23 protein-coding genes are annotated in these 19995 nt (G+C 73.8%); 14 read left to right on the top strand and 9 right to left on the bottom strand.

The genetic code is table 11. From position 1 onward, the window contains the following. Positions 1–85: 85 nt before the first annotated feature. The 3 genes from ACIQLL_RS17370 to ACIQLL_RS17360 form a co-directional block, all read right to left on the bottom strand. On the bottom strand, positions 86–1009 hold the full coding sequence (locus ACIQLL_RS17370) for a Ppx/GppA phosphatase family protein (RefSeq protein ID WP_402469920.1): 924 nt from the start codon (positions 1007–1009) through the stop codon (positions 86–88). A 141-nt stretch (positions 1010–1150) separates the two neighbouring features. After that, complete coding sequence (locus ACIQLL_RS17365) at positions 1151–1531, bottom strand: SHOCT domain-containing protein (protein WP_402469917.1); 381 nt, start codon at positions 1529–1531, stop codon at positions 1151–1153. A 116-nt stretch (positions 1532–1647) separates the two neighbouring features. After that, positions 1648–3021 carry a glutamyl-tRNA reductase gene (locus ACIQLL_RS17360; RefSeq protein WP_402469914.1) on the bottom strand — a complete coding sequence of 458 codons (1374 nt, stop codon included), beginning with the start codon at positions 3019–3021 and terminating at the stop codon, positions 1648–1650. Between the two features lie 49 nt (positions 3022–3070). Between ACIQLL_RS17360 and hemE the strand changes: the two genes are divergently transcribed. From hemE to ACIQLL_RS17340, 4 genes are read left to right on the top strand one after another with little or no spacing between them, the layout of a single operon-like run. Further along, positions 3071–4231: a uroporphyrinogen decarboxylase gene (gene hemE / locus ACIQLL_RS17355; RefSeq protein ID WP_402469912.1), complete on the top strand. Its 1161-nt coding sequence runs from the start codon at positions 3071–3073 to the stop codon at positions 4229–4231. Further along, the gene (locus tag ACIQLL_RS17350) at positions 4228–5676 is read left to right on the top strand and encodes a protoporphyrinogen/coproporphyrinogen oxidase (protein WP_402469909.1); all 1449 of its coding nucleotides are present in this window, start codon (positions 4228–4230) and stop codon (positions 5674–5676) included. Before hemE ends, ACIQLL_RS17350 begins: the two co-directional genes overlap by 4 nt. Before the next feature lie 38 nt (positions 5677–5714). Next, on the top strand, positions 5715–5993 hold the full coding sequence (locus ACIQLL_RS17345) for a type II toxin-antitoxin system VapB family antitoxin (protein ID WP_402469907.1): 279 nt from the start codon (positions 5715–5717) through the stop codon (positions 5991–5993). Then, on the top strand, positions 5990–6376 hold the full coding sequence (locus ACIQLL_RS17340; RefSeq protein WP_402469905.1) for a type II toxin-antitoxin system VapC family toxin: 387 nt from the start codon (positions 5990–5992) through the stop codon (positions 6374–6376). The genes ACIQLL_RS17345 and ACIQLL_RS17340 overlap by 4 nt, the downstream gene beginning before the upstream one ends. Before the next feature lie 7 nt (positions 6377–6383). On the opposite strand, the gene ACIQLL_RS17335 is transcribed toward ACIQLL_RS17340, so the two are convergent. Continuing rightward, on the bottom strand, positions 6384–7097 hold the full coding sequence (locus tag ACIQLL_RS17335) for a spermidine synthase (RefSeq protein WP_402469902.1): 714 nt from the start codon (positions 7095–7097) through the stop codon (positions 6384–6386). A gap of 112 nt (positions 7098–7209) precedes the next feature. Here ACIQLL_RS17335 and ACIQLL_RS17330 point away from each other — a divergent pair, with 112 nt between their 5' ends. Then, positions 7210–8193, top strand: coding sequence for a type IV toxin-antitoxin system AbiEi family antitoxin (locus ACIQLL_RS17330; RefSeq protein WP_402469900.1), 984 nt, complete (start codon positions 7210–7212; stop codon positions 8191–8193). 104 nt (positions 8194–8297) lie between these two features. Continuing rightward, on the top strand, positions 8298–8894 hold the full coding sequence (locus tag ACIQLL_RS17325) for a hypothetical protein (protein WP_402469897.1): 597 nt from the start codon (positions 8298–8300) through the stop codon (positions 8892–8894). 43 nt (positions 8895–8937) lie between these two features. Here ACIQLL_RS17325 and ACIQLL_RS17320 read toward each other — a convergent pair whose 3' ends face one another. Next, positions 8938–9384: a methylglyoxal synthase gene (locus tag ACIQLL_RS17320; RefSeq protein ID WP_402469895.1), complete on the bottom strand. Its 447-nt coding sequence runs from the start codon at positions 9382–9384 to the stop codon at positions 8938–8940. Between the two features lie 120 nt (positions 9385–9504). On the opposite strand from ACIQLL_RS17320, the gene hemC reads away from it, so the two are divergent. Genes hemC through hemL form a run of 4 tightly spaced genes read left to right on the top strand, consistent with a single transcriptional unit; the run spans position 9505 to position 13836 of the window. Beyond that, complete coding sequence (gene hemC / locus ACIQLL_RS17315) at positions 9505–10551, top strand: hydroxymethylbilane synthase (RefSeq protein WP_402469892.1); 1047 nt, start codon at positions 9505–9507, stop codon at positions 10549–10551. Beyond that, entirely contained in the window at positions 10548–11435 is an 888-nt protein-coding gene (locus tag ACIQLL_RS17310) for a uroporphyrinogen-III synthase (protein WP_402469890.1), read from the top strand. Before hemC ends, ACIQLL_RS17310 begins: the two co-directional genes overlap by 4 nt. Next, a complete protein-coding gene (hemB, locus tag ACIQLL_RS17305; RefSeq protein WP_402469888.1) occupies positions 11432–12463 on the top strand; it encodes a porphobilinogen synthase in 1032 nt (343 codons plus the stop codon). Before ACIQLL_RS17310 ends, hemB begins: the two co-directional genes overlap by 4 nt. Next, a complete protein-coding gene (gene hemL / locus ACIQLL_RS17300; RefSeq protein ID WP_402469885.1) occupies positions 12460–13836 on the top strand; it encodes a glutamate-1-semialdehyde 2,1-aminomutase in 1377 nt (458 codons plus the stop codon). The genes hemB and hemL overlap by 4 nt, the downstream gene beginning before the upstream one ends. A gap of 91 nt (positions 13837–13927) precedes the next feature. On the opposite strand, the gene ACIQLL_RS17295 is transcribed toward hemL, so the two are convergent. Next, positions 13928–14596 (bottom strand): hypothetical protein, encoded by a 669-nt coding sequence (locus ACIQLL_RS17295; RefSeq protein ID WP_402469882.1) that lies wholly within the window; start codon positions 14594–14596, stop codon positions 13928–13930. Positions 14597–14756: 160 nt separating this feature from the next. Between ACIQLL_RS17295 and ACIQLL_RS17290 the strand changes: the two genes are divergently transcribed. Then, complete coding sequence (locus tag ACIQLL_RS17290; protein WP_402469879.1) at positions 14757–14921, top strand: hypothetical protein; 165 nt, start codon at positions 14757–14759, stop codon at positions 14919–14921. 201 nt (positions 14922–15122) lie between these two features. Here the strand turns inward: ACIQLL_RS17290 and ACIQLL_RS17285 are convergent, their stop codons facing one another. From ACIQLL_RS17285 to ACIQLL_RS17275, 3 genes are all read right to left on the bottom strand, one after another. Continuing rightward, positions 15123–15782 (bottom strand): response regulator, encoded by a 660-nt coding sequence (locus tag ACIQLL_RS17285; RefSeq protein WP_402469876.1) that lies wholly within the window; start codon positions 15780–15782, stop codon positions 15123–15125. Further along, complete coding sequence (locus ACIQLL_RS17280) at positions 15779–16981, bottom strand: sensor histidine kinase (RefSeq protein ID WP_402469874.1); 1203 nt, start codon at positions 16979–16981, stop codon at positions 15779–15781. Before ACIQLL_RS17280 ends, ACIQLL_RS17285 begins: the two co-directional genes overlap by 4 nt. 139 nt (positions 16982–17120) lie before the next feature. Beyond that, positions 17121–18425 (bottom strand): BNR-4 repeat-containing protein, encoded by a 1305-nt coding sequence (locus ACIQLL_RS17275; protein WP_402469870.1) that lies wholly within the window; start codon positions 18423–18425, stop codon positions 17121–17123. A 146-nt stretch (positions 18426–18571) separates the two neighbouring features. On the opposite strand from ACIQLL_RS17275, the gene ACIQLL_RS17270 reads away from it, so the two are divergent. From ACIQLL_RS17270 to ACIQLL_RS17260, 3 genes are all read left to right on the top strand, one after another. Next, the gene (locus tag ACIQLL_RS17270; protein WP_402469868.1) at positions 18572–19042 is read left to right on the top strand and encodes an HU family DNA-binding protein; all 471 of its coding nucleotides are present in this window, start codon (positions 18572–18574) and stop codon (positions 19040–19042) included. 80 nt (positions 19043–19122) lie between these two features. After that, positions 19123–19461, top strand: coding sequence for a metal-sensitive transcriptional regulator (locus ACIQLL_RS17265; protein WP_402469866.1), 339 nt, complete (start codon positions 19123–19125; stop codon positions 19459–19461). Between the two features lie 22 nt (positions 19462–19483). Further along, positions 19484–19801 carry a heavy-metal-associated domain-containing protein gene (locus ACIQLL_RS17260; protein ID WP_402469863.1) on the top strand — a complete coding sequence of 106 codons (318 nt, stop codon included), beginning with the start codon at positions 19484–19486 and terminating at the stop codon, positions 19799–19801. Positions 19802–19995 lie beyond the last annotated feature (194 nt).

Raw genomic sequence — 19995 nt, 5'->3', positions numbered from 1 at the left:
GATCTCTCCGCCCCCCTCCGTTGTGGGTATGAAATTGACGGCCCCTCACGGGGAGGGGCCGTCAATTTCATACCCACAACAGAGGTCAGAGGCGGTCGAGGCGCTGCAGGATCGCGCCCTCGCGCAGGGCCCACGGGCAGATCTCGACCTCCACCACCCCGAGCGCACCCAACGCCTCCTGGGCGACGACGGCACCCGCCACGATCTGCCGGGCCCGGCCCGGCCCGATCCCCGGCAGCACCGTGCGGTCCGCCGAGGACAGCTTGGCCAGCCGAGGCTCCCAGTCGACGAGGTGGTCGTGCCGCACCCGCCACCGCTCATCGGTGCCCAGGACCTGACGAGGCATGCCCGCCAGCCGCGCCAGCGAGCGGAAGGTCTTCGACGTCGCCACCGCGTGGTCCGGCGCGGGCGCGTCCAGCACCGGCCCGACGGCGTCGCGCAGCACCCCGCGCGCGTGCTTGCGCAGCCGCTCGACGTCCTTCGGCCGCGGCGGGTCGTCCACGAGGAACTCGCGGGTCATCCGTCCCGCGCCGAGCGGCACCGACAGCGCCACGTCCGGCGCCTCGTCGACCCCCGTGGCGATCTCCAGCGACCCACCGCCGATGTCGAGCAGCAGCAGGCGGCCGGCGCCCCAGCCGTACCAGCGGCGGGCAGCGAGGAACGTCAGCCGGGCCTCCTCGTCGCCCGCCAGCACCTCGATGGGTGCACCGGCGACCTGCTCCAGCGCGGCCAGGACCTTCGCCCCGTTGCGGGCCTCCCGGACGGCCGACGTCGCCAGCGCCATGGTCGCCTCGACGTCGTGGCCACGACCCGCCTCGGCGGCGTCCTCCACAGCTCTGCACAGCGCCTTGACGCCCTTGGACGAGATCGCGCCGTCGGACCCGACGTACTGCATCAGCCGGACCGTGGTCTTGTGGCTCGCCTGCGGCACCGGACGCGCACCGGGGCGGGCGTCCATGACGAGCAGATGGACGGTGTTGGAACCGATGTCGATCACACCGAGCCGCATGAGGAGGTCTCCCGACGATGCAGGGAAACGCGCCGGGGGAAGGTCCCGCGCGCGGTCGTCATTCCCCGAAGTGGAGGGCGCCCAGCGCCCGTGAACGCGACCGCGCGCGGGGCCTTCCCCCAGCGCGTCAGAACAGCTGGATCAGGACAGCGCCTTCGCCTTGAGCGAGGCGAACTCCTCGGCCGAGATGGTGCCCTCGTCGAGCAGCTTCTTGGCCGAGGCGATCTGGTCGGCCGGCGAGACCGGGCCGGCGACCGACTTGATGTAGTCGTCGGTCGCGGACTTCGCGTCCTTCGCGGCGGCCAGGTTGCGCTCCGCCATCCCGCGACCCCGGGCGATCAGGTAGATCAGCGCCGTGATGAGCGGGACGAAGATGAGGAAGACGACCCAGATCGCCTTCCACCAGCCGGAGAGCTGGTGGTCCCGGAACAGGTCCGAAAGGATCTGGAACAGGACGATGAGGTACGCCATGAACAGGAAGATCCAGAGCAGGAACCAGATGTAGTCCCAGAAGCTGTCCATCGGGGAAGTCCTTCCGCAGCAGTGTGTCGAGAGCGTGGGAAACCAGGATCCCCGGTCTCCGGGTTCACGCTACACAAGCCCGCCCGATTCGGCTCGACAAAAGGGAAAAAGGGCTCTCAGTCGACCGGGTGAACCGCGAGGAGGCTCTGCTCGGCACCGGCGACGACGGCGGCCTCGGCCGCGCGGGCCTCCGCCAGCGCCACAGCACGCGCCGCCACGATGCGGTCGTGCAGGCCCGCGTGGACGCGTCGGCGCACGTCCCGGGCGATCGCGTCGTGGTCGTCCTCGGTGGGCGTCGCGGGAGCCAGCTCCGACGTCAGCCGTGCGACGGCGACGGCCACCTCGGCGGCGACCTGCCGCTCGGCCTCGTCCAGCAGCGCCACGACGGCCGCGTCGGCGGCACGGCCCAGCCGGGTCTCCTCGAACCGCGACGTCGCCTCGGCCACGATGGTGCGGGCGTGGTCGACGTCGGCGCTCGCCGTCGCGGGGGCGTTGGCCTTCAGCGTGGACAGGTCGTAGAGCAGCACGCCCTCGACGTCCGCGACCCGCGGGTCGACGTCGCGGTGCAGCGCGAGGTCGAGGATCACCAGCGCGTCCGGCTCCGGCTCGTCCTGCACCCGGGCGGCGGCTCGCTCCCGCGCGCGGGCCACGGCGGCGGCGTCGAGCACGTACTCGATCGAGACCTCGGCGCCCGGGTCGGCAGCGCCGCGCCGGCCGCGCGCACCGGAGCAGGACACCACGAGGTCGGCGTCCGCGAGCGCCTCGACGAGCGCCTCGGAGTCGGTGCCGACGGCGCCGACCCCGTGCGACGCGGCGAAGTCGGCGGCTCGGCCGGACCCGGAGTAGACGCGCACGTCGGAACAGCCCCGGGCGCGCAGCGCGGCGACGGCGGCGCCCGCGTAGGCGCCGGTGCCGATGATGACCGCGCGCGCGGCCGGGTAGGGGCGCAGCACCTCGCCGGCCAGGTCGAGCCCGAGCGCGACCAGGGACCGCCCGGCGCCGCCGAGGCGGGTGTGGTGGCCGACCTGCTTGGAGGTGCGCGACGCCGTCTGGAACAGCAGCTCGAGCGTCTTGGAGGTGGTGCCGTCGGCGCGGGACTCGGCGAGCGACCGCTTGACCTGCCCGGCGATCTCGCGCTCCCCCACGACCATGGAGTCCAGGCCGGCGGCCACGGTGAACAGGTGCTCGCTGACCTCGGGGCCGGTGCGGACGGTGAACGAGGCAGCGGCCGCCTGCGGCGTGACGCCGGAGGACGCGGCGACGAGGTCGGCCACGTGCCGGGTCGCGTGGTGCACCGAGTCGCCGACCAGCGGGGCGTCGACGTCCAGGTAGAGCTCGAAGCGGTTGCACGTGGAGATCACCACGGCGCCCTGCACCGGGCGGCACGTGCTCACGACGGTGCGCCCCACGGACTGCGAGCCGGTGGACAGGCGCTCCAGGGCGTCGAGGTCCAGCTCGCGGTGGGAGGCGGTGAGGGAGATCAGAACCACAGTGGCTCCACTTTATGATCGCCACGCCCTCGGGGCAGAATCGTGGACCGTGACATCCCCCACGCGCCACGTCAGCAACCTGCCCGCCGCCCACCCCCTGGCCGACGGGCGCACCGGCACGTCCCCGCTGGTCAGGGCGCTGCGCGGGGACCGCCCCGCACGCACCCCCGTCTGGTTCATGCGCCAGGCCGGGCGCTCGCTGCCCGAGTACCGCGAGGTGCGACAGGGTGTCGGGATGCTGGAGTCGTGCCTGCGACCCGAGCTGGCCGCCGAGATCACGCTGCAGCCGGTGCGCCGGCACGGCGTCGACGCCGCGGTGTTCTTCAGCGACATCGTGGTACCGCTGAAGTTGGCCGGCGTGGGCGTGGAGATCGCTCCCGGCGTCGGTCCGGTCATGGACCGCCCCTACCGGACGGCGGCCGACGTCGAGGAGCTGGTGGCCCGCGACCTCGACGACGCCGCGCTGGCCCCGATCACCGAGGCCGTGGAACGCACCGTCGCCGGCCTCTCCGACGGCGCCGCGTCCACACCCCTCGTCGGGTTCGGCGGCGCCCCGTTCACCCTGGCGGCCTACCTGGTCGAGGGCCGCCCCTCGCGCGACCACCTCGCCGCCCGCACCCTGATGCACGCCGACCCGGAGACGTGGCAGCGCCTCACCGCGTGGACGGCAGACCTGACGGGCCGGTTCCTGCGCGCCCAGGTCCTCGCCGGGGCCAGCGCCGTGCAGCTCTTCGATTCCTGGGCCGGCTCGCTCTCCCTGGCCGACTACGCCGCGCACGTCGCGCCGTCGTCCACCCGCGCCCTGCGCCACGTGGCCGACCTGCGCGTCCCCGGCCCCGACGGCGACACCGGCGGCGACAGCGGCACGGGCGTGCCGGGCATCCACTTCGGCACCGCCACCGGCCACCTGCTGCCCGCCATGCGCGACGTGCTGGTCGACGCCGGGATCACGCACCGGACCGTCGGCGTCGACTACCGCACGCCCCTGGACGAGGCGACGGCGATGCTCGGCGCCGACGTCCCCCTCCAGGGCAACATCGACCCCGCGCTGCTGGGCGCCCCGTGGGAGGCGCTCGAGCAGCACGTGCGCGACGTCGTCTCCCGCGGCTCGGGCGCGGCCGGGCACGTGGTCAACCTCGGTCACGGCGTGCCCCCCGACACCGACCCGACCGTGCTCACGCGCGTCGTCGAGCTCGTGCACTCGCTGTGAGCCAGCAGGTCGACGCCGTCGTCGTCGGCGGCGGGATCGGTGGGCTGGTCGCGGCCCACACCCTCGTCGAGCGCGGGCTGCGCACCGTCGTGCTCGAGGCGTCGACCCGGCTCGGCGGACCGGTGCGCGGCGGTTCCTTCGAGTCGATGCCCCGCGTGCCCGTCGACCTCGGCGCGGAGTCGTTCGCCTCCCGGGGCACCGCGGTGGGCGAGCTCGCCGCCGAGCTCGGGCTCGACGTCGTCGAACCGGCCCCGCTGTCCGCCTGGGGCTACGCGGCCGGGCGGGCGTTCCCGCTGCCGAAGGCCGGGGTGCTCGGCATCCCGGCGACGCCCTGGGCGGCCGACGTGCGCGCCGCCGTCGGGTGGGCCGGAGCGCTGCGCGGCTCGCTGGACCGCGTCCTGCCGCGGTTCGTGGGCGCCCACGCCGACGACCTCGGCTCCCTGGTGCGTGCCCGCCTCGGCCGGCGCGTGACCGATCGGCTCGTGGCCCCGGTGGCCGGTGGCGTCCACTCGGCCCCCCTGGACCGGCTCGCCGTGAGCGCCGTCGCCCCCGGGCTGGCCGACCGCTTCGCCGTGGAGGGTTCCCTGACCCGCGCCGTCGGGGCGCTGCGGGCCGCGGCGCCCGCCGGGTCCGCCGTGCGCGGGATCGACGGCGGGGTGCACGCGATCGTCGAGGCGCTCGCCGGGCAGCTCGCCGCGAGCGCCGAGCTGTGGACCGACTCCCCCGTCACCGACGCCACGGGCCCCATCCACACCACGCTGCGGCTCGGGCAGGAGGTCGTCGGGATCGAGCGGTCCGACGACGGCGGGTGGGCGGTGCGCTCACGGGCCACCTCCGCAGGGGTCGCCGGAGGTCGCGGGTCGGTGCACACCGTCACCGCGCCACGCCTGGTGGTGACCACGCCCGCCGTCGGGCCGCTGCTGGAACCGTGGACCGGCGTCGTGCCGCGCCCGGAGCCCGGCGCGGACGTCCGGCTGGTGACGCTGCTGCTGGACGCGCCCGAGCTCGACGCAGCCCCGCGCGGGTCGGGGATGCTCGTGGCGCCGGGAGCGACCGAGGTGCGGGCCAAGGCGCTGACGCACGCCACGGCCAAGTGGCCGTGGCTCGCGCGTCGGGTGCAGGCTGCGGCCGGTGCGGACAGGCACGTGGTGCGGCTGTCCTACGGTCGGATCGGGGAGACGACGGCGGTGCCCGACGCCGCCGAGGCCGCCCGCGACGCCTCCGAGCTGTTCGGGATCGCGCTGACGGACCGTGTCGTCGACCACCTGCACCAGCGGTGGGACGGCGCCCTGCCGCCCCCGACACCCGCCTACCGGGCCGACGTCACGGCGCTGAGCGCCGCCGTCGGGCAGACCCCGGGACTGGCCGTGACCGGCGGATGGGTCGCCGGGACCGGGCTCGCGGCGATCGTGGCGCACGCGCAGGCGGCGGTCGGGCGGCTGTGACCTGGTAGACGTCTACCCTGTGAGGGTAGAGTTCTACCATGAGCCTCAACATCAAGAACGAGCGGACCCACGACCTGGTGCGTCGGCTCGCCGACCTGACCGGCTCCAGCCAGACCAGCGCGGTCGAGGACGCCGTGCAGCGCCGCCTGGACGAGCTCGCCGCGTCCGGGACGGCGGACGCGGCCGACCGCGCGGCACGACGGATCCGCGTCGATCTGATCCTGGCCGACGTCCGGGCCGACCTCACGGACTCCGACCGCGAGACGCTCAGCGCCGCGGAGTCCGACCTGTACGACGGCGCGGGGCTGCCCGCGTGATCGTCGACGCCTCGGCGGTGATCGCCGCCCTGCTCGGCGAGCCCGGCGCGGACCAGATCGTCGACCTGCTCCTCGACCGTCCGGCTGCGATGTCGGCAGCGACTCTTGCCGAGCTCGGGATCGTCGTCGGACGCCTCGCGCCGCAGCAGACCCGCCGCCTGGACGCGCTGCTCGCCGAGTGCGAGGTCGAGATCGTCCCGTTCACGGCCGAGCACGCGACGCTCGCCCGGGACGCCTACCGTGACTTCGGCCGCGGCAGCGGGCACCCGGCACGGTTGAACCTCGGAGACTGCTTCACCTACGCCCTGGCGGTCGATCGCGGCGACGAGCTGCTGTTCGTCGGGGACGACTTCTCCCGCACCGGGGTGCGGCCCGCCCGCTGAGGGCGCGTCAGCGACGCGCAGCGCCCCGGGCCAGATAGACCGTGTTGCTGGACTCGCCGCCGGTGATCGGGTTGGCGAACGGCACCAGGTGCGCCGAGTGCTCGGCGAAGACCTCGCCCAGGGATGCCTGGAACTCCTCGTCGGGCGGGTCGTCCGACCAGAGCGCGAACACGCCGCCCTCGGTCAGGTGTGCGGCCATGGCCCGCAGACCCGCCGGCTCGTAGAACGCGGCGTGGTTCGGGTGCAGGACGTGCCGCGGGGTGTGGTCGACGTCGAGCAGGATCGCGTCGTAGCGCGTGCCGGGGGCGGCGGCGACGCGGGCGAAGAAGTCGTCCTGGACCAGCGTGCAGCGCGGATCCGTGGCGAGTCCCGCCGTGTCGGGCAGCAGCTCGCGGCGGTGCCAGTCCAGGACGGGGCCGGAGTACTCGATGACCGTCAGGTCCGCGACCCGCGGGTCCGCCAGGGCGGCGCACGCCGTGTAGCCGAGGCCGAGGCCCCCGACCATGACGCGCAGCGCGGCGTCGTCGGGTGCGTCGAGCAGGTCCAGCGCCAGGGTGGCCAGGGCCTCCTCCGCCACCACGAAGAGGCTGGACATGAGGTACTCGTCGCCGAGGCGGACCTCGTACACGTCCCGTCGCGCGGCCGGGTCGAAGCGCCGGCGCAGGCTGATCTCCCCCATCGGGGTGTCCTGGAAGTCCAGCTCTTCGAAGCGCAGGGGCATGATTCAGGGTCCCATGGCCGACTCGTGGACGACATGTTCAGCCGAACGAGACGTTCAGGCGTGCTGAACGTTCAGTTCGACCGTACACTGGCCATGTTCGGAGGAGGAGGCTATGGACGACACGCATGAACTCGTCGAGCGGATCACGGAACGATGGCGCGACGACGGGGTACACGTGTCCCTCGCGGGGCCGCGCGCCCGGCTCGAGGTCGACGGGATCTCACTCGAGCGTCGCTGGACGCGGGTCGACGACTCGAAGTCAGCACGGCGCCAGATCCTCCGCCGGCCCGATGGCTCCGAGGGCACCCTGCTCATCGGGGACCGGATCCCGCCGTCGCTCGCGGAGCGCGCGCGTCGCCACGACACCTGGTACGTCGACGCTGCAGGCAATGCCTATGTCCGGGCACCGGGAGTGCGCATCGACATTCGGGGGCGCAAGAAGCCCGCGCCGGACCGGATCGCGCCCGCCGCACAGGAGACGAACCTCATGAGCGCGCGACGCGCCCAGGTCATCTTTTCTCTGCTCACCTGGCCAGAGCTCGTGGGCATGCCGATGCGTGACATCGCTCAGTCAGCGGGCACCTCGGTCGGTATGGCGCACAGCACGATCAAAGCCCTCACGGAGGAGCGATATCTGTTCCCTGGGGCCTCCGCCGTGGACCACCGGGATGACCTGATCGAACGATGGGCGACGGCTTTCCCTCTGGGGCTCGCACGATCCCTCGAGCTCGGCCGCTTCCGGGGAGAGCCCTACTCACAGGCATGGTCGAGTGCCGGACGCGACGTCTACATCAGCGGCGAGCCGGCTGTCGAGGGCCTCCAAGGACCCGACCTCACCCTCTACGTGCACGACCTGGAGCCGGCTCTGGTCGCGCGCTCACGCTGGCGACGCCCCGAGCCCGGCGAGTCGGGCAACATCATCGTCCGCCGGAAGTTCTGGACCGAGCTGAACCCGCCGCCGGATGTCGACCGCGGCGAACCGGCGGCCCGCCGGGCCCCGCCCCTGCTGATCTACGCCGATCTGCTGGCGTCACGAGAACCGCGGCAGCGTGAAGCAGCGCTCGCGATGCGAGGAGGACTTCTTGAGAACGGCTGAGGGCTATCTCCAGGAGTCGATCGTCGCCACGGTGGGACCACTACCAGGCGCTGACGGAGCGCCTGACGCACGTATCCGGCTCCACGTCCGGGATCCGCTTCCTCGTGGCGGGCATACCGGTCGACCTCATGCCCTTCGGCGTCGACGTCGAAGAGCCGGACGGGGAGGTGACCCCGGCTCCCCACCAAGAGGCGATGAGCGTGTTCGGGTTCCAGGACGTCTGGAACGACGCGACGGTCGTCGATCTGGGAGGAACAGGACCCGTGCGGATCCCGACCGTCGCCGGCTACACGTTGCTCAAGCTGAGAGCCTGGCTCGACCGTGCGGCCCACCCGAACTATAAGGACGGCCCAGACCTTGCCTGCGCGATGTACTGGTGCGTCGATCCGAAGGAGATCGGGACGTTCAGCGCCACGTTCCGTGATCGTCTCTACGACACGAACACGGGGTTGGCCCACCTCGAGTCCACCGACTTCGACGAGGCGACGGCCGCGGTCCGCCAGCTCGCTGCGGACGCGGCGGCCCTCCTGAACCCGGGCCGCCGAGCCGAGCTCCGCAGCGATTGGACCGCCGGACCGGAAGATGCCGTCCTCGCAGGCAACCTGGGAAACACCCAGCTGCTCGGTTGGCCGCTCCACGGAGACGCACGGCTGTCGCGGTACGCCGCAGCCGTGCGACAAGGTCTGAATCACCCGAGTTGACTGGAGTGGCAGGGCTCGCCCTACGGGCCGGACGAGCGACCCGTCAGGCCGGCTCGCCGCCGTCCCACGCACGCGCCCCGATGACGGGCCGGCTGGCGGCGTAGTCCTCGCGCATCATCGGCGAGGAGATCATCATGTCGGCGGTCGTGACGTTGCAGGCCATCGGCACGTTCCACACGGCGGCGAGCCGCAGCAGCGCCTTGACGTCGGGGTCGTGCGGCTGCGCCTCCAGGGGGTCCCAGAAGAAGATCAGCATGTCGATCAGGCCCTCGGCGATCTTGGCGCCGATCTGCTGGTCGCCGCCCACCGGGCCGGACAGCAACCGGTTCACCGGCAGCCCCAGCTCGAACTCGAGCATCGTGCCCGTGGTGCCGGTCGCCCACAGGGAGTGCGCGGCGAGCGTGCCCCGGTTGAACTCCGCCCAGCGCAGCAGCTCGACCTTCTTGTTGTCGTGCGCCACCAGGGCGATGCTGTGCCGTACCTCGTCCATCCGACCCGACCCCTCACCCGGGCACGTGCCGCACCCGTCTGCCGCCATGGTGGCACGTCACACGTCCGGTCGCGCCGTGCGGGTTGCCTCGGCACCGGCGGTCTGGGAGACACTGGGCGGGTGAGCACCCCCGCACCCGCGCCGCTGCGCCTCGGTACGCGCGCCAGCAACCTGGCGACCACCCAGTCCGGTCTGGTCGCGCGCCGCCTCGACGAGCTCCTGGAACGCTCCGTCGAGCTGGTCCACGTGCGCACCGAGGGCGATGCCGACCGCACCAGCTCCTTGGCATCGCTCGGCGGCGCCGGCGTGTTCGTCGCCAAGTTGCGCGAGGCGCTGGTGGCCGGCCGCTGCGACGTCGCCGTGCACTCCCTCAAGGACCTGCCCACCGCGCAGCCCGCCGAGCTCACGTTCGTCACCCCGGAGCGCGAGGACCCGCGCGACGCCCTGTGCGCCCGCGACGGCCTCACCCTGGACACGCTGCCCCGCGGCGGCCGGGTCGGCACCGGGTCCCCGCGCCGCGCCGCGCTGCTGCAGGCCGCCCGCCCCGACCTGGAGATCGTCGACATCCGCGGCAACGTCGAGACGCGGCTCGCCCGTGCGCTCGGCCCCCAGGCCGACCTCGACGCCGTCGTCCTCGCCTACGCCGGGCTCGCCCGGATCGACCGCACCGAGGTCGTCAGCGAGGTGCTCGACCCGCTCGTCGTCGCTCCCGCACCGGGCCAGGGGGCGCTGGCCGTGGAGGCACGTACCGGCGACCTCGCCGACGACGACGGCGCCCCGGGTCTCGCCGAAGCCTTCGCCGCGCTCGACCACCGGCCCACCCGGCTCGCCGTCACCGCGGAGCGCGCGGTCCTGGCCCGCCTCGAGGCCGGCTGCGCCGCGCCCATCGGTGCGTACGCCCGGCTGGACGACGGCGACCTCGTCCTGTCCGCCGTCGTCGCCTCCCTGGACGGCACCGAACAGCTCCAGCACACCGCGCGCGCCGCCATCTCCCCGACGGCGGCGCTCGAGGAGGCCGACGCCACCGCCCACGACCTCGGCGTCCGGGTCGCCGAACGGCTGCTGGCCGACGGCGCCGCCCGGCTCGCGCCGCTGAACCCGAGCCGGCCCGCGCCGTCGGACCCGGTGCGCCTCCCGACCGGGACGGACGACCCGGAGGGCGCGTGAGCGACCTGACCGGACCGATCGCAGGCAGGGTCCTCCTGCCGCGCCCGCCCGCCCGCGCCGTCGGGCTCGCGGGCCTGCTGCGCGACGCCGGGGTGGAGGTGACCGTCGCCCCCGTCATCGAGCGGGCGCCCGCCACCGACACCGGGGCCCTGACCGACGCCGTCCGCGACCTCGTCGCCGGGCGGTACGGCTGGGTGGTCATCACCAGCGTCAACGCCGTCGACGCCCTGGCCGAGGTGGCGCCGGAGGGCCCGCCCGAGGCCCAGGACGCCCCCGCGCCGTCCGGCAGCACCGACGACGCCACCGCGCAGAGCGAACCGGTCGCCGCGGACGCCTCCCGGACCACCCAGGCCGCCCTGGCCGCCGCACCCGTGCGGTGGGCCGCCGTCGGACCCGCGACCGTGCGGGCGCTCGGCGCCGTCGGCGTCGACCCCGACCTCGTGCCCGACGACGCGTCCGCCGACGGGATCGTCGCCGCGTTCGAGGCCTTGCCGCGACCCGGTGCACCGACCGGCCCGCCCGCGCCACCCGGCGGGGCGCGCCGCGTCCTGCTGCCGCTGGGCGACCGCGCCCGCCCCACCCTGCGCGACGGGCTGGACGCGCTCGGCTGGGCTCCCGACGTCGTCACCGCCTACCGCACCGTCCGCTCCGACCTGCCGGCCGACGTCGTCGCCGCCGGGTACGACGCCGTCGTGGTCACCTCGGGCTCGGTCGCCCGCGAGATCGCCGACCAGCTCGGCAACACCGCCCCCGTCGTCGCCATCGGGCGCCCGTCCGCCGACGCCGCCCGCGAAGCCGGGCTGACCGTCGCGGCCGTCGCCGACCACCCCACGGACGCGGCGCTCGCCGCCGCCGTCATCGCTCTGCTGGAGAGGAACCCATGAGCAACCCGGGCATCGTCCACCGGCCGCGGCGCCTGCGCGCCACCCCGCGCGTGCGCCGCCTCGTCGCCGAGCACCGGCTGCACCCCGCCGACCTCGTGCTGCCGCTGTTCGTCAAGGAGGGCATCGGCGAACCGGTGCCGATCTCCTCGATGCCCGGCCAGGTGCAGCACACCGAGGCCACGCTGGGCGACGCCGTCGCCGCGGCCGCGCGGGCAGGGATCGGCGGCGTGATGCTCTTCGGCATCCCGGCCGAGCGGGACGCGACCGGATCGCAGGGCCTCGCGCCCGACGGGATCCTCCAGCGCGGCATCCGGATCGCCCGCGAGGCGGTCGCGGCCGTCGAGGCGGAGTCCGGCCGGCCCGGGCCCGTGGTCATGGCGGACACCTGCCTGGACGAGTTCACCGACCACGGCCACTGCGGCGTCCTGACGCCGGAGGGCACGGTGGACAACGACGCCACCGTCGAGCTGTACGCCACGATGGCCGTCGCCCAGGCCGAGGCCGGCGCGGAGGTCGTCTCGCCCTCGGGCATGATGGACGGCCAGGTCGCCGCGATCCGGGAGGCCCTGGACGCCGCCGGGCACTCCGACGTGGCGATCCTCGCCTACAGCGCGAAGTACGCCAGCGCGTTCTACGGACCGTTCCGCGAGGCTGTGGACTCCGCACTGTCCGGCGACCGACGCACCTACCAGATGGACGCCGCCAACTCCCGCGAGGGTCTGCGCGAGGCCGACCTGGACCTGGACCAGGGCGCCGACCTGGTGATGGTCAAGCCCGCCGGGACGTCCCTGGACGTGCTGCGTGGCGTGGCCGACCGGTCCGACGTGCCCGTGGCCGCCTACCAGGTCTCCGGGGAGTACGCGATGATCGAGGCCGCCGCCGCCAACGGCTGGATCGACCGGCGCGGCGCCGTCCTGGAGTCGGTGCTGGCGATCAAGCGGGCCGGCGCCGACGTCATCCTGACGTACTGGGCGCTCGAGATCTCGGACTGGCTGGCGCAGCCGGCGACGACGGAAGGACGACGATGACGGACACCGCAGGATTCGGGCAGGTCGAGACGGCGCTGGTGGACACCACGCCACCGGCCGACAACCACGAGGCGTTCCTGCGCGCGCAGCGGGCGATCCCCGGCGGCGTCAGCTCCCCCGTGCGGGCCTACGGGTCGGTGGGCGGGGACCCGCGGTTCCTGGTCTCGGCACGCGGGGCGTATGTCACCGACGTCGCCGGTCGCGAGTACGTGGACCTCGTCGGGTCGTGGGGGCCGGCGCTGCTCGGGCACGCTCACCCCGAGGTGGTCGCCGCCGTGCAGGGGGCCGCCGCCCGTGGGCTGTCGTTCGGCGCGCCGACGGTGGGCGAGGTCGAGCTCGCCGAGGAGATCCGCCGCCGCGTCCCCGCCGCCGAGCACGTCCGGCTGGTCTCCACCGGCACCGAGGCGACGATGACGGCGATCCGGCTGGCGCGCGGCGTCACCGGGCGCCCGCTCGTGATCAAGTTCGCGGGCTGCTACCACGGGCACGTCGACTCCCTCCTGGCCGAGGCGGGTTCCGGGGTCGCGACCCTGTCGATGCCGGGTTCGGCGGGCGTCACCGAGGCGTCCGCCGCCGAGACGCTGGTGCTCCCGTACAACGACCTGGACGCCGTCGAGGCGGCGTTCGCGGCGCACGGGGACCGCATCGCCGCCGTCATCACCGAGGCCGCACCCGCCAACATGGGCGTCGTGCCGCCATCGGACGGGTTCAACGCCGGCCTGCGCCGGATGACGGCCGAGCACGGTGCGCTGCTGATCCTCGACGAGGTGCTCACCGGGTTCCGCGTCTCGGAGGCCGGGTACTGGGGCCTGGCCCGCTCGGGCGGAGAGGACTGGACGCCGGACCTGTTCACCTTCGGCAAGGTCGTCGGCGGCGGGATGCCCGTGGCGGCCCTGGGCGGTCCGGCCGCCATCATGGACCGCCTCGCCCCCACCGGTCCCGTCTACCAGGCCGGGACGCTCTCCGGGAACCCGGTCGCGGTGGCCGCGGGCCTGACGACGCTGCGCCTGGCCGACGAGGGCGTGTACTCCCGGGTCGGCGAGGTCGCCACGACGATCTCGGAGGCGCTCGGCGAGGCGCTCGACGCCGCGGGCGTGCCGCACCGCGTGCAGCGCGTCGGTTCGCTGTTCTCGGTGTTCTTCGGCGAGGCCGCGGCGCGCGACGGCGTGGCCTCGTTCGCCGATGCCCGGGCGCAGGACGTGTACCGCCACAAGCCGTTCTTCCACGCGATGCTGGACGCCGGCGTCAACCTGCCGCCGTCGTTGTTCGAGGCCTGGTTCTGCTCGGCGGCGCACGACGACGAGGCGGTGGGGCGAGTCCTCGAGGCGCTGCCCGCGGCGGCGGAGGCGGCGGCCGCCGCGACGGCCGACTGAGCGGGGCACCTGCCACCTCAACGCCACCCGCTGAACTTCACCGGCCCTCCGTTCCGTGGTCCGCTCGCCTTCAGGGCGACGAGGTCTGCGGTCAGCGCTGCGTGCTGCGGCGTCCGACCAGGAGCAGTCCGCCGAGGCCGACCAGCCCGAGCGCACCCAGTGCCAGCGGGCCCACGGTGCTACCGGTGTAGGCAAGAGACGTGCGGCTGTTGCCGGCGGCGACGCGCGTCGCGGGCGCAGCGGTCCGGAGGACCCGGTGCGATCGACTGCTCGGCCCAGCGGTCGTCCGTCCAGGCGCGACATCCGCCGCGGCCGTCGCCGCTTCAGGAGCCTGCACGGCCTCGGGGGCGGAGTCGCCCGCCGTGAGTTCGACACCACCGACGGCGATCGCCTCGTCGACCGCGGTGACCGGAGACGTCGCCGTCGTCGTGCTGATCTCGGCCGACGTCCAGAGGCCCGGCAAACCGTTCCCGTCCTGTGGCACGACGGTCGGCACGTTCGGTTCCGGTGCGACGAGGACGAGGTCGGACGGCACCCGCTGGTCGAGCAACGGCGGCTGGGTGGAGGGCACGAGCTGAGGCAGCGGATTCGGCTCGGGGCGCACCTGCGGAATCTGAGGGACGGCCTGCACCGACCGCGACGGCTCGACAGACGGCGTCGCCTGATCCCGCACCTGCGGCGTGGCCATCACCTCGGGGACCGTCGGCTCTTCCTGCGTGATCCGCTGCGGGTCCCTGGTCTCCGGCGTCGGCACCGCCATCGGCGTCGCCTCCGGCTCGGGAACGGACTCAGGGATCTGCTGGTCGACCAGGTCGGGAACCTGGGTGGGCGTCGCCACCGGCTCCGTGGGGACGTCCGGCACCTCAGAGGTCGGCTCGCCCTGAAGGGCGGAGGACGCCGACTCCGGACCGGTGCCCCTGATGTGCTCGACGTCCCGCTGGCAGCCGTTCGCGCGGCCGTTCGAGTGCTCGCACCCGGTGTGGCTGGCCGCGGCCTGCGCCGCCACCGGTGCCAGCACGAGTCCGAGGGCCGCGACGGCCGAGACCGAGAGACTGAGCGGACGGTACTTCATGGTGATCGCCTGACTTCGTGGAGGAGTTCTTCCGATGGCTCCAGGCTCTTCCCGACGGGCCGCCGGCCGCGTCGTCCGGCCGCAGACTCTTCCTCCTGCTGCGGACGCAGTACGTCGGTCGGGCCGGAGAGACAGGCAGCGGACGACGTCACGCGGACGCGTGGCAGCACTGCGCTCGCAGCACGACGTCGACGTCGTGACCGGGACGGGCGCTTCAGGCCCCGGCGATCCCTGCCTGGTAGGCCGCGACGACGAGCTGCGCGCGGTCCCGTGCACCGATCTTGGTCATGGCCCGGTTGACGTGGGTCTTGGCGGTCACGGGTGTGATGAAGAGCCGCTCGGCGATCTCGTCGTTGGCGAGTCCCTGCGCGACGAGCAGCACGACCTCCCGCTCCCGCTCGGTGAGGTGCTCGAACCGGTGCCCCGCGACGCTCGGGTGCACCGGCTCGCGCGACACGTGCTCGATCACCCGACGGGTCGCGGCGGGCGAGAGCAACGACTCCCCTGCCGCGACGGTGCGGACGGCGTCGATGAGCGCGGCGGGCCGCACACCCTTGCCGAGGAACCCGCTGGCTCCGCCGCGCAGTGCGCGCAGGATGTAGTCGTCGTCCTCGAAGGTGGTCAGGATGACGACCTTCACATCGGCGAGCTCGGGGTCCGCCGCGATGTCCTCCGTCGCGGTGAGGCCGTCGGTGCCGGGCATCCGGACGTCCATGAGGACGACGTCGGGGCGCGTCTCGCGTACCACGGTGACGGCCTGGTCGCCGTCGGCCGCTTCGCCGACGACGTCCAGGCCGTCGTCGCTGTCCAGGAGCGCGACGAACCCGGCGCGGATGAGCTCCTGGTCGTCGACCACCACCACCCGCACGGTCATGGGTGCTCATCCGCCGGTCGCGTGCCGCGGTCCCTGCTGCCGGCACGTCCCGGCAGCACCGCGCGCACGACGAACCTGCCGTCGCGGGCGCCCGTCTCGAGCGTGCCGTCGGCCGCCTCGACGCGCTCGCGCATCCCCACGAGCCCGAGCCCCGATCCCTGGGTCGCTCCGGAGCCGATCCCGTTCGCGACCTCGAGGACGACGGTGCCGCCGGTGGACCCGAGTCGGACCTGAGCACTCCCGTCGCCGTGCTTCGCGGCGTTGGTCAGCGCCTCCTGCACCACCCGGTAGGCCGTGGCGTCCGCGGTCGCGCCGAGGTCGGGGAGGTCGTCGCCTCGCTCCACCGTCACGACGATGCCGGCGCCCCGGGCATGGGCGACCAGCACCTCGAGCTGGTCGAGGCCCGCCGAGGGAGCCGTGTCCGGGGAGTCGTCGGACTGCCGGAGCACCCGCAGCAGGGCGGGCAGCTCCTCGAGGACATGGGCACCGGCCTCCTGCACGCGGTCGAGCGCCTCGGCAGCGCGGGCGGGCTGGGACTCCATGAGGTGGGAGGCCAGTCCGGCCTGGACGGTGATGACGGCGACCTCGTGCCCGACGACGTCGTGCAGGTCACGGGCGATGCGGACCCGCTCCTCGGCGACGCGTTGCCGGACGGCGGCGGCGTGGTCCCGCTCGGCGTGGAGCTGTGCGACGGCGACGGAACGGCGGAAGCCGCCGACCGTGAGCCCGAGACCGACGGCGAGCACGCCGATGGTCAGCGTGCCGAGCTCTCGGGTGAGGACGTCGGCCTCCCCCGCCGTGGCGCCGAGGACCACGAGGCCGAGTCCTGCCGTGCCGAGCACGCCGGTGAGGGCGGCCCCGACCGGTGACGGCGCCCGCTCGACCGCGGTGTACAGGGCGACCGCGAACGTCGGGAGGACGTCGCCGATGCCGGCGACGGCGAAGGCGACGCCCACGACGACCAGCTCGGCCGCCAGCACCGGCACGGGGGCCACGCGTCTCCCGGCCAGGAGCGCGCAGCCCATCACGGTGACGGCGAGGGCCGCGGGGTCGGTCGTCCCGTCGGCAAGGTCGACGACGAGGGCCAGGACCAGCAGAGCCGCTGCTCCGACGGCGTCGCGGCCCCAGGTGGTCGACGGCCAGGGCAGCCACCGGCGTCCCTCGGCCGGCGCGACGCGCTGCGGTGCGAGCACCTGCATGCGTCGCTCCTCCCACCGGACCGCCTGTCCGCACCATCATGGCGCGCGCCGTGCCGTGCGTCCTGGCAGGGCGGCGGCCGCCGCGACGGCCGACTGAGCGCACGCAGCGGCGCGCCGGGCGCTGCCGCCCGCCGGCCGCTCAGTGCGGGGCGTGCAGCACGACCTCGCACCGGTAGTGCTGCGAGGCGGTCATCTCGCCGCGGAACCACAGCAGCGGCCGCCACGACGGGTCGCCGGGCGCCACGACCGGGCGCAGGTTGTCGACGTCGGAGCCTTCGGTGACGGGTGTCCAGGTCCACGTGGCACCGTCGTCGCGCGTCCTGCCGTGGAAGATCTCGTGGTGCGCCAGCGCGCGCCCGTCGCGGGGGTCCGACGGCGTCGAGACGTACAGCGAGTCGAGGTCCTCGGGGTCGAGGGCGGCGAGCCCGGTGTAGTCCTGCTCGTGGGGCAGCAGGCCGGGCCCGGCCAGCGCGAGGTGGTGCACCCGCCACTCGCCGCCGGGTGCGAGGCGTGCGTAGAGGAACCGGTGGTCGACGACGTCGCGGAACCGCTCGTAGGCGTCCGCCGGGTCGTCCGGGGTGTCGTGGCGTGCGGTGACGATCATGGCGACGGTGCCGTCCGTGGCGCGCCGGACGTCGGTGGTCCAGCAGTGCGTCACCGGCACGCCGCCGTGCACGGAACCCGCGGCGACGACGGTCGTCAGACCCGTCTGGGACGGCGCCTCGCCGTGCATCGGGTCGGGGTCGAGCACGGTGCCGTCCGAGCGCCGCAGGGCGCCGCCGGCGAGGTAGCCGTGATAGATCGAGTTGTCGAAGTCCCGCGGGTGGTGGTCGGTAGTGATGAGGTCGATGCGGTCCTCCCCGGCACGCGAGACATACCGGGTGTAGCCGTTGACGTAGCCGACCTTGGGCCGGGTGAACAGCTTGCCGGCGTAGGTCCAGGTGTCGCCGTCGTCGTCGGAGACCAGGGCGCACTGGTCGTCGTTGACGGCGCGGGCGAAGCACCAGAGCCGCCCGTCGAGCCGGTGCAGGTTGGCGTAGGTGACGCCGGTCCCGCCGGTGCGCTCGCTCCAGTCGACCGTGCGCTCCGGACCCCACGGGCCGCGCGGATCGGCGGTGTCGCTGATCCGCCACCGGGTCAGGTCGTCGGTCTTGTGCCGGGTGTAGACGGCGAGCCAGCGCCCGTCACGGCGGCGCCACAGCGCGGGCGCGTCGTGGTCGTCCGCCTCGAGGCGTTCGTGCAGGACGACGACGTCGGAGGCGCCCGTGGCGAGGTCGACCACCGTCAGCTCGATGTTGCCGCCTCGGGTCCGGCCCCCGGGTCCCTCGGGGGCCGCGACGGATCCGACGACGAGCACCCGGGCCTCCTGGTCCACCAGTGCACGTTCGTCCTGGAACCAGCACCAGGCCCCGTTGTCGTTGATGACCTGCGGCGTCGTCGCCATCGTCCTCGGCCTTCCGTCAGCAAGCGCTTACCAGCGGCTCAGCGTAGCGGACGGACCAAGAACCTGTTCTGCGGCGTGTCGTTTCTGTACGTTGGTGACTTCTCGGATGAACTGGTCCGGTCACGCCCATCGGAAAGGCGGCACCAATGAACAAGACTCAGCTCGCGGCGGACGTCGCGACCCGCACGGGGACCACACCCACCGAGGCACGCCGGCACGTCGACGCCGTGCTCGACTCGATCGTGGAGAGCGTGTCCGCGGGTGAGCGCGTCTCGCTGCTCGGCTTCGGCACGTTCACGGGCGCCGAGCGTCCCGCGCGGACGGCCCGCAACCCGCGCACCGGCGCCACGGTCGAGGTGCCGGCCGCCGTCCTGCCCCGCTTCCGCGCCGGGACCGGGTTCAGGTCGCGCGTGTCCGGGAGCGAGCCGACGGCGACGCCCGCGGCGAGGACGGCCGCGCCGTCGAAGGCGGAGTCGAAGGCCGGGTCGACGAAGGGCACGGAGAACAAGAAGGCGGAGAAGCCCTCGACGAAGAAGGACAAGAAGTCCGACTCGAAGAAGAAGAAGGATTCCCAGGGCAAGAAGTCCACGAAGAAGAACAAGAAAAAGAAGAAGTAGGCGGTCGAGCCCCGCCCCCGGGATGACGGGCGTCGCTCGACCCCCTTGACTTCATACCCCCTAGGGGTATGGTAGGTGTCATGAACGCGCCCACCGACGTCGTCGACCCCGCGCCCGTCACGGACGAGCACGACGGGCCGCACGGCTACACCTCCGACAAGGCCGCCTACCTCAAGCGCATGCGCCGCATCGAGGGGCAGGTGCGAGGTATCGCGCGCATGATCGACGAGGACACGTACTGCATCGACGTGCTGACGCAGGTCTCCGCCGTCACCAAGGCGCTGCAGTCCGTCAGCCTCGCGCTGGTCGAGGACCACCTGGGGCACTGCGTCGTCGACGCCGCCCGGGAGTCCGACGAGGCCGGCGCCGCCAAGGTCCGCGAGGCCGCCGACGCCATCGGCCGCCTCGTCCGCAGCTGAACCGACCACCGGAGGAGCACACATGAGTACCGTCACCACCCTGGGCGTCACCGGGATGACCTGCGCCAACTGCGTCGCCCACGTCACCGAGGAGGTGGAGGGCGTCGACGGCGTCGAGCACGTCAGCATCGTGCTGCACGAGGGCGGCGAGTCGGAGGTCAGCGTCTTCTCCGACGACCCGGTCGACGAGTCCGCCCTGCGCGAGGCCGTCGACGAGGCCGGTTACGCCGTCGCCTCGATCGACGTCCAGAACGACGCCCTCGCCGCCCAGCAGGCCGAGCAGGCCCCGCACAAGCAGCAGGCGCACGACGACGCGGCCCGCACCTACAGCGGCCACTGACAGCCCTGCCGTGGTGGGCGCCCGCCGGGTACCCGCCACGCGCCACCCCTCGCGGACCGCCTGCCGATCTGCCGCCCACCGAGCGGTACAGGCCCTCCGCGCCGCGCCGTCGTCGACCCCGACCGGCGCCCCGACCCCGACGGCCCCCACCCTGGCCCGTCGACGGTGACCTCCGCACAGCACCTCCCCAGGAG

The sequence above is a fragment of the Isoptericola aurantiacus genome (assembly GCF_044769875.1).
GTDB classification, from domain to species: Bacteria; Actinomycetota; Actinomycetes; order Actinomycetales; family Cellulomonadaceae; genus Isoptericola; species Isoptericola aurantiacus.
This window is presented reverse-complemented; position numbering and strand designations above follow the sequence as displayed.

What these genes read in the sequence shown, in the direction of transcription:
- ACIQLL_RS17370 (WP_402469920.1), bottom strand. Translation starts at nt 1,009, where the DNA reads ATGCGGCTCGGTGTGATCGACATCGGTTCCAACACCGTCCATCTGCTC.
- ACIQLL_RS17365 (WP_402469917.1), bottom strand. Translation starts at nt 1,531, where the DNA reads ATGGACAGCTTCTGGGACTACATCTGGTTCCTGCTCTGGATCTTCCTG.
- ACIQLL_RS17345 (WP_402469907.1), top strand. Translation starts at nt 5,715, where the DNA reads ATGAGCCTCAACATCAAGAACGAGCGGACCCACGACCTGGTGCGTCGG.
- ACIQLL_RS17335 (WP_402469902.1), bottom strand. Translation starts at nt 7,097, where the DNA reads ATGCCCCTGCGCTTCGAAGAGCTGGACTTCCAGGACACCCCGATGGGG.
- ACIQLL_RS17330 (WP_402469900.1), top strand. Translation starts at nt 7,210, where the DNA reads ATGGACGACACGCATGAACTCGTCGAGCGGATCACGGAACGATGGCGC.
- ACIQLL_RS17320 (WP_402469895.1), bottom strand. Translation starts at nt 9,384, where the DNA reads ATGGACGAGGTACGGCACAGCATCGCCCTGGTGGCGCACGACAACAAG.
- hemB (WP_402469888.1), top strand. Translation starts at nt 11,432, where the DNA reads ATGAGCAACCCGGGCATCGTCCACCGGCCGCGGCGCCTGCGCGCCACC.
- hemL (WP_402469885.1), top strand. Translation starts at nt 12,460, where the DNA reads ATGACGGACACCGCAGGATTCGGGCAGGTCGAGACGGCGCTGGTGGAC.
- ACIQLL_RS17295 (WP_402469882.1), bottom strand. Translation starts at nt 14,596, where the DNA reads ATGGCGGTGCCGACGCCGGAGACCAGGGACCCGCAGCGGATCACGCAG.
- ACIQLL_RS17290 (WP_402469879.1), top strand. Translation starts at nt 14,757, where the DNA reads ATGTGCTCGACGTCCCGCTGGCAGCCGTTCGCGCGGCCGTTCGAGTGC.
- ACIQLL_RS17285 (WP_402469876.1), bottom strand. Translation starts at nt 15,782, where the DNA reads ATGACCGTGCGGGTGGTGGTGGTCGACGACCAGGAGCTCATCCGCGCC.
- ACIQLL_RS17280 (WP_402469874.1), bottom strand. Translation starts at nt 16,981, where the DNA reads ATGCAGGTGCTCGCACCGCAGCGCGTCGCGCCGGCCGAGGGACGCCGG.
- ACIQLL_RS17275 (WP_402469870.1), bottom strand. Translation starts at nt 18,425, where the DNA reads ATGGCGACGACGCCGCAGGTCATCAACGACAACGGGGCCTGGTGCTGG.
- ACIQLL_RS17270 (WP_402469868.1), top strand. Translation starts at nt 18,572, where the DNA reads ATGAACAAGACTCAGCTCGCGGCGGACGTCGCGACCCGCACGGGGACC.
- ACIQLL_RS17265 (WP_402469866.1), top strand. Translation starts at nt 19,123, where the DNA reads ATGAACGCGCCCACCGACGTCGTCGACCCCGCGCCCGTCACGGACGAG.
- ACIQLL_RS17260 (WP_402469863.1), top strand. Translation starts at nt 19,484, where the DNA reads ATGAGTACCGTCACCACCCTGGGCGTCACCGGGATGACCTGCGCCAAC.